General features: G+C 33.2%; 8 protein-coding genes. All 8 read left to right on the top strand.

What is annotated here, in order from left to right:
• The first annotated feature begins 48 nt into the window (after positions 1-48).
• Entirely contained in the window at positions 49-1,074 is a 1,026-nt protein-coding gene (gene purM / locus DWX29_RS05330) for a phosphoribosylformylglycinamidine cyclo-ligase (RefSeq protein WP_117908777.1), read from the top strand.
• Positions 1,068-1,691, top strand: a complete 624-nt coding sequence (gene purN / locus DWX29_RS05325; protein WP_117908779.1) for a phosphoribosylglycinamide formyltransferase — start codon at positions 1,068-1,070, stop codon at positions 1,689-1,691. Before purM ends, purN begins: the two co-directional genes overlap by 7 nt.
• Before the next feature lie 19 nt (positions 1,692-1,710).
• Complete coding sequence (gene purD, locus DWX29_RS05320; RefSeq protein WP_118565329.1) at positions 1,711-2,985, top strand: phosphoribosylamine--glycine ligase; 1,275 nt, start codon at positions 1,711-1,713, stop codon at positions 2,983-2,985.
• Between the two features lie 117 nt (positions 2,986-3,102).
• The gene (locus tag DWX29_RS05315; protein ID WP_118565328.1) at positions 3,103-4,584 is read left to right on the top strand and encodes a cadherin-like beta sandwich domain-containing protein; all 1,482 of its coding nucleotides are present in this window, start codon (positions 3,103-3,105) and stop codon (positions 4,582-4,584) included.
• Positions 4,585-4,766: 182 nt separating this feature from the next.
• Positions 4,767-7,232, top strand: coding sequence for an ATP-dependent Clp protease ATP-binding subunit (locus tag DWX29_RS05310; RefSeq protein ID WP_118565327.1), 2,466 nt, complete (start codon positions 4,767-4,769; stop codon positions 7,230-7,232).
• A 144-nt stretch (positions 7,233-7,376) separates the two neighbouring features.
• Positions 7,377-7,790, top strand: coding sequence for a hypothetical protein (locus DWX29_RS05305; RefSeq protein ID WP_022089784.1), 414 nt, complete (start codon positions 7,377-7,379; stop codon positions 7,788-7,790).
• A gap of 567 nt (positions 7,791-8,357) precedes the next feature.
• Positions 8,358-9,716, top strand: a complete 1,359-nt coding sequence (radA, locus tag DWX29_RS05300) for a DNA repair protein RadA (protein ID WP_118565326.1) — start codon at positions 8,358-8,360, stop codon at positions 9,714-9,716.
• A 410-nt stretch (positions 9,717-10,126) separates the two neighbouring features.
• On the top strand, positions 10,127-12,253 hold the full coding sequence (locus tag DWX29_RS05295) for a hypothetical protein (RefSeq protein ID WP_118565325.1): 2,127 nt from the start codon (positions 10,127-10,129) through the stop codon (positions 12,251-12,253).
• Positions 12,254-12,321: the final 68 nt, after the last annotated feature.

The raw sequence follows: 12,321 nt of genomic DNA, 5'->3' as shown, positions 1-12,321 counted from the left end.
TTAAAAATGATTTAAGAAACCATTTGAAAGTAAGAGGAGAAAAGAATTATGGATTACAAGAAGGCAGGCGTTGATATCGAAGCAGGTTACAAGTCAGTTGAACTTATGAAAGAGCATGTAAAAGGAACTATGAGACCTGAAGTCTTAGGAGGTCTTGGAGGATTTGCCGGAGCTTTCAGTTTAGATTCTATTAAGAAAATGGAAGACCCTGTTTTATTATCAGGAACTGATGGATGTGGAACAAAAGTACAGTTAGCTTATATTATGGACAAACATGATACAATCGGTATTGACTGTGTTGCAATGTGTGTAAATGATATTGCATGTTCAGGTGGAGAACCACTTTTCTTCCTTGATTATATCGCATGTGGAAAGAACTATCCTGAAAAGATTGCTACAATCGTAAGTGGTGTCGCAGAAGGATGTAAACAGTCAGGAGCAGCATTAGTTGGTGGTGAAACAGCAGAACATCCGGGACTTATGCCTGAAAATGAATACGATTTAGCAGGATTTGCAGTAGGTGTAGTAGATAAAAAAGATTTAATTACAGGAGAAAATATTAAACCGGGAGATGCGTTAATTGGTATCGCATCATCAGGTGTACATAGTAACGGATTTTCTTTAGTAAGAAAAGTATTTGAAATGTCAGAAGAATCACTTAATACATATTATGATGAATTAGGAAAGACATTAGGAGAAGCTTTACTTGCACCAACAAGAATTTATGTTAAAGCATTAAAGAATGTTAAAGATGCAGGAGTAACAATTAAGGGATGCAGTCATATTACAGGTGGTGGATTCTATGAAAATATTCCAAGAATGCTTCCTGATGGAGTAAAGGCAGTTGTAAAGAAAGACAGCTATGAAGTACCTGCAATTTTTAAACTCCTTGCTAAGACAGGAGATATTGCAGAAGAAATGATGTACAACACATACAACATGGGTATCGGTATGGTATTAGCAGTTGACCCTGCAGATGTAGAAAAGACAATGAAAGCATTAGAAGCTGCCGGAGAAACATGCTATGAAATCGGAAAGATTGAGGCAGGAGAAAAAGGAGCTGAATTATGCTAAGAGTTGGGGTTTTAGTTTCAGGCGGAGGAACAAACCTTCAGGCAATCATTGATGGAATTAAGAATAAAGTAATTACAAATACAGAAATCGAAGTAGTAATAAGCAATAAGAAAGATGCATATGCGCTTGTAAGAGCAAAGGAAAATGGAATTAATGCAGAATGTATTTCACCTAAAGATTTTGCTGAAAGAAAAGATTTTAATCAGGCGTTAATTGATACTTTAGATAAGTATAAATTAGATTTAATCGTTCTCGCCGGATTTTTGGTTGTATTACCTCCTGAAATGATTTCAAAATACAGAAATAAAATTATAAACATACATCCATCTCTTATTCCATCATTCTGTGGAAATGGTTTTTATGGATTAAAGGTTCATGAAAAAGCATTAGAAAGAGGTGTTAAGGTAACAGGAGCTACAGTTCATTTTGTAGATGAAGGAACAGATACAGGTCCTATAATTTATCAGAAGGCGGTAGACATTTTACCGGGAGATACACCTGAAGTGCTTCAGAAAAGAGTTATGGAACAGGCTGAATGGAAGATTATGCCACAGGCGATTAATGATATTGCCAATGGTAAAATCAAAGTTGTAGACAATAAAGTAATATATCAGTAGACAATATAAGGAGAAGACAATGAAAGTATTAATTGTTGGAAGCGGTGGAAGAGAACATGCCATTGCAAATGCAGTAGCAAAGAGTTCAAAAGTTGATAAGATTTATTGTGCGCCCGGCAACGCAGGAATTGCAGAATATGCAGAATGTGTAAATATCGGTGCAATGGAATTTGATAAGTTAGTTTCATTTGCAAAAGAAAAAGAAATTGACTTAACTGTAATTGGTATGGATGATCCGTTAGTAGGCGGTGTTGTAGATGCTTTTGAAGCAGAAGGTTTAAGAGTATTTGGACCAAATAAGGCAGCAGCTATTTTAGAGGGATCAAAAGCGTTTTCTAAAGACTTAATGAAGAAATACAATATTCCAACAGCAGGATATGAAAATTTTGATTCTCCTGAAAAAGCATTAGAATATTTGGAAACTTCAAAATATCCAATTGTATTAAAGGCAGATGGACTTGCTTTAGGAAAAGGTGTATTAATTTGCAATACAAAAGAAGAAGCAATTGAAGGCGTAAAGAGCATAATGCTTGATAAGAAATTTGGCTCAGCCGGAAATACAATGGTTGTAGAGGAATTTATGACAGGAAGAGAAGTTTCTGTTTTATCTTTTGTTGATGGGAATACAATAAAGATAATGACAAGTGCTCAGGACCATAAGCGTGCAGGAGATGGTGACACAGGTCTTAACACAGGAGGAATGGGAACATTTTCACCAAGTCCTTTCTATACAAAAGAAGTTGATGAATTCTGTAAGAAATACATTTATCAGGCTACTGTTGACGCTATGAAAGCTGAAGGAAGAACATTTAAGGGAATTATCTTCTTTGGATTAATGATTACAGAAGACGGACCAAAGGTATTAGAGTATAATGCAAGATTTGGTGACCCGGAAGCACAGGTAGTTCTTCCAAGAATGAAAAATGACATAATTGATGTATTTGAAGCATGCATCGACGGAACACTTGATAAGATTGATTTGCAGTTTGAAGATAATGCAGCTGTATGTGTAGTTCTTGCAAGTGACGGCTACCCTGTAAGTTATGAAAAGGGATTTGAAATAAAAGGATTAGATACGTTTAAGGATAAAGATGGATATTATGTATTCCATGCAGGAACAAAGTTTGATGACGATGGAAAGATTGTAACAAACGGAGGACGTGTATTAGGCGTAACTGCAAAGGGAAAAGATTTAAAAGAAGCCAGAGCAAATGCATATAAGGCAACAGAGTGGATAGATTTCGATAATAAGTATATGAGACATGATATTGGAAAGGCTATCGACGAAGCTTAAAAGTAAGGGAAAGAGATGAAAAAAATATGTGAGAAAGGAAAATTGCAAATCATATAAGCCTTTGATTTGCACCTTTTAAACACAAGATGTTTGTGATTAAAGGAATGGGTACAAATAATGAGAAAAAGTAAATCATTATTATTAAGTTTAATTGTGGCTGCAGGATTGACAACATTAATGGGAGCAAATGTTTTTGCCAATTCTTCTTTAAAAGAATTGACAGTTAATGGGAAAACAGATTCAGGTGACAGTACGGTAGTAAATTTAAGTCCTTCATTTTCAGAAGATGTAACTGATTATGAAGCTACAGTAAAAAACAGCGTGAAAAAATTAGACGTTAAAGCCGTTGCAAATGAAAGTTCAGCAAATGTAAAAGTCTCATGGGACACATTAGATGAAGGCGACAATAAGACATATGTTGAAGTGACAGATTCAAATGGTCAGAAAACTACATACACAATTAAAACAAAAAGACTTACAACAGATGAGGAAGAAACTTATAAAGAAGATACAGAAACTAAAAAAGATAGTGGAATTAAGGTTACTGTTAACAAAACAGAATTGACTATATCTTCAAAAATTAAAAAAAGCGATATTCCTGAAGGATTTGAAGAAAGCACATTTACATATAATAAAAAAGAAGTGCCTTGTATTGTAGGCAAAGTTAAACAACTCACAGCAGTCTATATGACAAATGAGGAAGAAGGCATAGCAGGATTTTATATTTATAATGAAAAGAAGGATACTTTTTATCCGATGAGAAACATTCTTATTAAGAGTAGAATGTACACTGTAGTAAGACCGGAAAAAAGAGATTCATGCCTTAAGAATTATACAAAAAAAAGAATAACAATTTATGACCAGGAAGTTAGTGCATGGGAACTTGATTCAGAAGAAAAATTGTATCTTGTATATGCAATGAACTGGGATGGAGATATAAATCTTTATTGTTATGATGATCAGGAAAAAGTATTTCAGAGATACATAGCTACAAATGATGTTAATACACAGCTTGAGGCAGCAAATACTTCATATGGAAAATTACAGGATAAGTATAATAGTATTGTTGACAGATATAATATCTTAGTGAAAGCAATTGCAGGATTAATTATTTTAATCGTTATTCTTATATTTGCAGTGCTAAATCTTATATTGTCAAATAAAACAAAAAAGATAAAAAAATCAAAAGATGAAGAAACTAATAATTTTGGAATCAATGTAGAAGGTCAGGATGATGATGTTAAATCAGATGATTCTGAAAACGAAGAAAATCCTGAGACTACAGATAGTGATGATACTACAGAAGAAACTCATGAAAAGACAGAAGAAGATGAAATAGAAGAAGCTATTTCAGAAGTAAATGAAGATTTAAAATTAGCTGTGGCAATGGAAACAGGTATATTTGACGATACAGATGAACAGAATGAAGATAATGATGCTGATAATGGAATCAATATCTTAGAAGAAACAAATGAAATCGAAGAAAATGAAAATAGTATTCTGATGGAGAATGAAAAAGACATTCAGACAGAGAGTAATAAGAAAGACAGCACAGTAAAATCAGATGATGATGATGATGATTTTGTTTTCGTAGATTAATAACAAAATAACAAGGATCCGGAGTGTTGCAAGATGTAGCTTTCGGGTCCTTTCTGACATATAATAAAAGTATTTTTTTAATAATCACAGTTTTATTAAATTATTAAAATAATGATAATAAAGATATTTGCAAATAAATCACAAATGTCTGATACAATAAATACAGAATAGGAGGGAAAGCAATGGAGGACAAAAAATATACAAAACAGACTTTACAGGCTTTAGAATATGCAAAAGATATTGCTGTATATTTTGAGGCTGATTATATAGAAACAGAGCATCTTCTAGGTGGGCTTGCAAAGGTTACTGACGGTGTCGCTGCGAATATATTATACAATTACGAACTCGAAGCTCACGATATAATCAGGGCAATAGGCGAAGACATTACAGAGCAGGATATTTTAAAAACGAAGAGAAGAATTTCAAGAAATAATTTAAAATTTACATCCCGAAGTCAGGGAGTTTTAGATAGAGCAAAACTTGAAGCAGGAAGAATGGGAGTAAATGAGGTTGGAACAGAGCATATTCTATTGGCAATAATTGCCGACCCTGAATGTCAGGCAAATAGAATGCTAACAAGTTTTGGACTTAGTTTGAAAAATTTGTGCATAGATATTTTAAAACTTACAGATAGAGACCCTAATGAATTTAGAGCATATGTTAAGCAGGGAAGAAAAGAGCCGGTTAGAAGGTCAGATGTGCCTACATTAGAACAGTTTGGACGAGATTTAACAAGAGATGCACATGAAAAGAGATTAGACCCTGTAGTAGGAAGAGAAACAGAAATCCAGAGAGTTATACAGGTTTTAAGTAGAAGAACAAAGAACAACCCATGTCTTATAGGTGAACCGGGTGTAGGTAAGACAGCAATTATAGAAGCAATTGCACAGAGAATTGAAGCAGGTGAAGTCCCTGAAACAATGCTCGATAAGAGAATATTTATTCTTGATTTGACAAGCACGGTTGCCGGTTCAAAATACAGAGGTGAATTTGAGGAAAGAATTAAGAGGATAATAAGTGAAGTTCAGGCAGCAGGCAATATTATTCTTTTTATTGATGAAATTCATACAATCATAGGGGCCGGAAGTGCAGAAGGCTCTATGGATGCTTCAAATATATTAAAGCCATCACTTGCAAGAGGTCAGATACAGATAATTGGAGCAACAACAATAAATGAATACAGAAAAAATATCGAAAAAGATGCAGCATTAGAAAGAAGATTTCAGCCTATAATGGTGGATGAACCATCAGTAGAAGATACAATTACAATTTTAAATGGTTTGAAAGAGACTTATGAAAAATATCATAACGTTGTAATCTCAGAAGAAGGAATTGATGCAGCAGCAAAATTATCTGAAAGATATATTAATGACCGATACCTTCCTGACAAGGCAATTGATTTAATTGATGAAGCATGTGCAAAGGCAAGACTTAAAGGAACACCAAAAACAAAAGCAGTTATTAATGCTGAAAACAATGTGGAACTTTACACAAATATGTTGGAAGACTCCATAAAGAAGGGTGACTTTAAGACGGGAAGCGAAGCTAAGATTAATTTAGACAAAGCAATGACTAAGTTAGATAAAGTTACTGAAAAATGGAACACAAATAAATATGAAAATAAACCTGTAATAGGTGAAAGTGAAATAGCGGAAGTTGTTTCAATGTGGACCAGAATTCCGGTAAGCAAATTAACAAAAGATGAGACAAAGCATTTGATTAAATTAGAGGAAGTTCTTCATAAGAGAGTGGTAGGTCAGGATGAAGCAGTAAAAGCTGTAGCCAAGGCTGTACGAAGAGGAAGAGTAGGATTGAAAGATCCAAACAGACCAATTGGTTCATTTTTGTTTTTAGGACCTACAGGTGTAGGAAAAACAGAATTGTCAAAAGCACTTGCAGAATCTGTATTTGGTTCAGAAGAAGCAATTATCAGGGTAGATATGTCTGAGTACATGGAAAAGCACAGCGTTTCTAAAATGGTAGGTTCACCTCCGGGATATGTAGGATATGATGAAGGTGGACAATTAAGCGAAAAAGTAAGAAGAAATCCATATTCAGTTATACTATTTGATGAAATTGAAAAAGCACATCCGGATGTATTTAACATATTACTTCAGGTACTTGACGATGGTCACATTACTGATTCTAAAGGAAGAAAAGTAAGCTTTAAAAATACAATTCTGATTATGACAAGTAATGCAGGTGCTTCAAGAATTATGGAACCTAAAAAATTAGGATTCAATTCAGAAGAAAATGAAAAACAGGATTATGAAAAAATGAAAGCAAATGTCATGGAAGATGTTAAACGAATTTTCAGACCTGAATTCATAAACAGAATTGATGATATTATTGTGTTCCACAGTCTTGGAAAGAATGAAGTAGGAAAGATTGTAAACATCATGCTTAACCAGTTTAAACACAGAGTAAAAGAGCAGATGGATATAGATATCAAATTTGCAGATTCTGCCAAAAAGTATATAACACAGGAAGGTTATGACAAGAAGTATGGGGCAAGACCACTTAGAAGAATGATTCAAAATAAAATTGAAGATACATTGTCAGATGAAATATTAAATGGAAATGTTACAAATGGAGACAGTATTACTATTTCAGTTAGAAATAAAGAGGTTATTATTCTAAAGAAATAATTGAACGAATAGTGATAAATTTGTAATAAAAATTTAATAAATTATATACGACTTTTGGAAGAAAAAAACGGACAAGTATGTTATAATGAAAAAAACACTAGGACGCCTGACGGAATTAACGGGCGAAAATAACAGGAGGATAAGATGGCAGTAGTAAGCGAATTGATTAGAAAAGAAAGCGATGGTTCTATTAGCTTTGGTGATTATACATTAGATAAGAAGACAAAGCTTGCAGATTTTGAAGTTGCAGGTGATATGTACAAAGTAAAGACTTTCAATGAGATTACTAAATTAGAAAGAAACGGAATGTTTGTATATGAATCAACACCGGGAACAGCAGTAAATGCATTCAAAGCAACAGCTGATGAAGTAAGTTTCTTTGTTGAAGGATTAGGACAGACTCAGATAACACTTGAATTAACAGCAGAAAAAGAATATGAAGTTTTCATCAGCAACAGAGCAGTAGGAAAAATGAAAACTAATTTAGGCGGTAAGCTTACAATTAGTGTAGATGCTGATAAAGAAGCTGTAACACACGTAAAAGTTGTAGCAATTTAATAATCAATAAGCACAATAATAAAATAAAAATAAACTAAAAAAGTGTCAAACCACATGGCACTTTTTTTGTTATACGCAATGAGCCAAATACTATCTGCTTTTTGCTTGCAAAAAAAGCAGATAGTATTTGGCGAATGCATAATCACTGAGAAGAAGCGAAGCGGATTCGAAGTGATTACATGGCGAAGCCATGGGTGTATAACAAAAAAAGATAAAGAGTAAGAGTCGGCGAATGCATAATCACTGAGAAGAAGCGAAGCGGATTCGAAGTGATTACATGGCGGAGCCATGGGTATAACAAAAAAAGATAAAGAGTAAGAGTTGGCGAATGCATAATCACTGAGAAGAAGCGAGAGTTTTAAAGCCCGGAAGGTGAAGCAGGATAAATTTGAATAAAGAGCATTTGCCGCCGTCGGTTCAAATCTTTCGCCATATTCTGACAGAAACCAATGGTTTCGAAGTCAGAATATGGCGGAAGATTTAGAACCGCTACGAGCGGCAAGCAGCGCGAGCGTACTTTAGGCAAATTTATCCTGCTTCACCCCCATAGGATTGAAAAGGAGAAATATGGCAAAGGGAAAAACAACAGCATTTTTTTGCAAAGAATGCGGATATGAAACAAGCAAATGGTTAGGACAATGTCCGGGATGTAAAGAATGGAACACATTTGTAGAAGAATTAGTCACAAAGAAAACAAAGGGACTTACGGGAAAAAATATACTTGAAAGTAAACCGGTAGCAATAAATGAAGTTGATGCAGCAGATGAAGAAAGAATTTCAACAGGATTTTCTGAATTAGACAGAGTGTTAGGTGGGGGTATTGTGCCTGGAGGAATGGTACTTGTAGGTGGAGATCCGGGTATTGGAAAATCAACGTTATTGTTGCAGGTATGCAGAAACCTGTCAAATGATGGAAAAAAAGTGCTTTATATATCAGGTGAAGAATCAGTTAAGCAAATAAAATTAAGAGCAAACAGAATAGGAAAATTTAATGACAAAATGCTTCTTTTGTGCGAAACAAGTCTTGATACCATAGAAGAACAGATAAAAGTATGTAATCCGGATATTGTTGTTATTGATTCGATTCAGACAATGTATCGTGAAGAAGTAGGTTCGGCACCAGGAAGTGTAAGTCAGGTAAGAGAATCTACAAACGCTCTCATGCAGGTCGCAAAGGGAAGTACAATTCCAATGTTTATAGTAGGTCATGTAACAAAAGAGGGGGTTGTGGCAGGACCAAGAGTGTTAGAGCATATGGTAGATACAGTTCTATATTTTGAAGGAGACAGACATGCTGCTTACAGAATTATAAGAGGTGTAAAGAATAGATATGGTTCTACAAATGAAATAGGAGTATTTGAAATGAGAAGCGAAGGATTAGAGCAGATACTTAATCCTTCAGAATTTATGCTTGAGGGAAGACCTACAGATGCTTCGGGTTCAGTTGTAGCCTGCCTCATGGAGGGAACACGCCCTATTTTAGTGGAAATACAGGCACTTCTTACAAGAAGCAATTTTGGAATGCCAAGAAGAACTGCAGTTGGTACAGACTATAATAGAGTAAATCTTTTGATGGCAGTTTTAGAAAAAAGAATTGGAATTCAAATGGGAGACTTCGATGCTTATGTAAACGTTGCAGGCGGAATGAAAATATCAGAACCCGGTCTTGATTTAGCGCTTGTAATTGCCATGCTTTCAAGTTACAAAAACAGAGTTATTGAGGCAGATACAATATTTTTTGGCGAGGTAGGTCTGGCAGGTGAAATAAGAGCAGTTGCAATGACAGATCAAAGAGTTGCTGAGGCAAAAAAATTAGGATTTAAACGCTGTGTTCTTCCAAAGGTATCAATGGATAGCTTAAAAGATACTAGTGGAATAGAATTAATAGGCATTAGTAATGTAAAAGAAGCACAGGATTTAGTTTGAAGTAACTAAAAGAGTTAATAAGGCAAAATTTATAGAATAAAAGTTAAAATTACAAATTAGCAATATATACGATAGAAATTAATAATTAATTTTGAATAAGATAATAATTAATTGTAAATAGTAAGAAAATATATGGTGCCTGGACAAAGATAAAATCTGTAAAAACTAAAAAATAAAAAAGTATATACATAATTATAAATAAACCTGAAATTGATTTTAATTTTGCTAATAAATGTAAAGTGGAAGAATATATCAATTTCAGGTTTTTTATAAAAATATCTAAACAAAACAGTTGAGGAATGTCACATATTAATGTATAATATTTTGTGAGGTTCTAAATAATATGTACATTATGCATTAAATTTGTGAACTTATAAAGTAACAAAACAGATAAATGAAGGGAGAGTACAATGAGACAAAATGTAAAACGAACAATTGCATTTGCTGAAACTGTAGCAATGATTGCAACATTGACAGTAGGAATTACATTTGGCAACGCAACACAAGTAAAGGCGGATATAACATCCAGAACAAATAATATTCATATTGATACTTCAATTCCAATTTCGTCTCAGGGTGAAACAGTAGGTTATGAATTTACAGTTGAAAAAGATGGGTACTATATGTTGTACACACAGGGAGAGGATGATACATACGGAACTTTGTATGTAAAGGAAGGAACAACTTGGAAAGAACTTATCCATGATGATGATGGTGATGACGGCGATTCAAACAACTTTCTTTTAACAGCTACATTATATAAGGATAAAGAATATAAGATAGATGTTAGAGAATATGATAATAACAATTTTAGCACAGAATTATTTGCAACAGAATATACACCAATAATTAATGGGGTAAATTGTAGTTCTAATGTATATGCCAGGGTGGGTGATACAGTTGAATTGAAAACATATGCTGAAGATCAATATGGAAATTATATTGAGGATTTAGGAGATCTTGGAATAACATATAGATGGTATATGGAAGATGATGAGACAAGTAAAATTGACGAGTTAGGTACCGGAAGTTCTTATACAGTTAACAACGTAACGGAGCATATATTTAATGAAGTTACATACAAAGTTGATTGGCGTTATGGCGAATATAATGATACGCTTGAGTTTTATATATATGATATAGAATATTCTTATAAAATTAACTCAGATAATAGTGGCAATATATACGCAAGCCAGGGAGAATCTGTTTCATTAAATATTAAAGTTGAAAATTATAAAAAAGAAGAAGTTGACCCGGATGAAGAGGGAATTACTTGTACTTGGTATAAATGTAATGATGATGAAAGAAAAGAAATAGGAAAAGGAAAAAGCTATACAATTGATAGCGTTGAACAAAATGATTTATATGATGAAGATTCAAATATAAGATATCGTTGTATAATCAAAAAAAATGATAAATTTATTGATGCAACTACATTTTATATTTACGACAGAGTTTATGCATATGAAACACAGAGTATATGGATAAGAACAATGGCAGGACAGAGTTGTATACTTGAAGCTAATGTTGCTAATGCAGAAACATATAATGAAGTTAATCCTGCAAATGAAGGAATAACTGTAAAATGGTATAAGTATACAGGAAAGAGATATTATGATAGTGGCAATGACGATTATTATTATGAATATGGTGATCCTGTGGAAGTTTCTTCAGATGGATTTATTTTATTAAACAATTTATCTGAAAAAGATTTTTATAGAAATGGCGATACAAGTACATATTGGACATATGCAATCTATAAAAACGGGAAAAAGATAGATGAATCAGATGCACATATTAGTAAAGAAGATGCTGATTTTTCAGGTGTTACTGAAATGAAAGTTGTATATGCAAATGAAGGAAGTTCAGCGACACTTGTTCCGGACGTTTACGAAAATGGAACAAAAGTATCATTTAATAAAAATTATATATGTGAATGGTCAAATGAAAAGGATGAAAATCTTGGAACAAAATTAGTTTATGACATAAGTAATGTAACAGCAACTAATATTTATTCATATCAGAATCCTGTTTCCTATTATTGTGATGTTTATAAGGTAAGTTATGATGGAGATGGAGAGTATAGAGAGCGTATTGGATATACAAGATTTATTATTGTTAGAGGTAACTCACAGATAAATCATCCAAATCAACCGAACCAATCAGGTCAGCCAACAACATTACCGGGACAGAATAATGTAACAACACCGACAACAAACAATACAGTAGGCAATGCAGCAAAAGATGCAACAATTAAAGAGACAGTTAAAGGAAATGTTTTAAAAGCCGGTAAAGAAAGTATAAAGATTTCTATTAAGAAAATCGCAAAAGCAAAAGGATATCAGGTACAGGTTTCTACTTCAAAGAAATTTAAAAAGAAAGTAACAATTACTAAATTAACAAAGAAAAATAGCATTGTTATTAAGAAATTAAAGAAAAAGAAACAGTATTTTGTAAGAACAAGATCATATACAATTGTTAAAAAGAAAAAGAAATTTGGTAAATGGTCAAAAGTAAAAGCTATTAAAACAAAATAGAAAAATGTTTATAAAGTAGTGTCGGTATAAAAGAAAATAATTAAATTTATTTTCGGAAATATATTAAT

It is taken from the genome of Eubacterium sp. AF19-12LB (assembly GCF_003479125.1).
Taxonomy (GTDB): Bacteria; Bacillota; Clostridia; order Lachnospirales; family Lachnospiraceae; genus Eubacterium_U; species Eubacterium_U album.
The sequence above is the reverse complement of the archived record's forward strand: the minus strand, read 5'-3'. Positions and strand labels throughout refer to the sequence as shown.

Excerpts from the sequence above, each read along its gene's own strand:
- DWX29_RS05315 (WP_118565328.1), top strand. The coding sequence starts at position 3,103 with ATGAGAAAAAGTAAATCATTATTATTAAGTTTAATTGTGGCTGCAGGA.
- purN (WP_117908779.1), top strand. The coding sequence starts at position 1,068 with ATGCTAAGAGTTGGGGTTTTAGTTTCAGGCGGAGGAACAAACCTTCAG.
- purD (WP_118565329.1), top strand. The coding sequence starts at position 1,711 with ATGAAAGTATTAATTGTTGGAAGCGGTGGAAGAGAACATGCCATTGCA.
- radA (WP_118565326.1), top strand. The coding sequence starts at position 8,358 with ATGGCAAAGGGAAAAACAACAGCATTTTTTTGCAAAGAATGCGGATAT.
- DWX29_RS05295 (WP_118565325.1), top strand. The coding sequence starts at position 10,127 with ATGAGACAAAATGTAAAACGAACAATTGCATTTGCTGAAACTGTAGCA.
- DWX29_RS05305 (WP_022089784.1), top strand. The coding sequence starts at position 7,377 with ATGGCAGTAGTAAGCGAATTGATTAGAAAAGAAAGCGATGGTTCTATT.
- purM (WP_117908777.1), top strand. The coding sequence starts at position 49 with ATGGATTACAAGAAGGCAGGCGTTGATATCGAAGCAGGTTACAAGTCA.
- DWX29_RS05310 (WP_118565327.1), top strand. The coding sequence starts at position 4,767 with ATGGAGGACAAAAAATATACAAAACAGACTTTACAGGCTTTAGAATAT.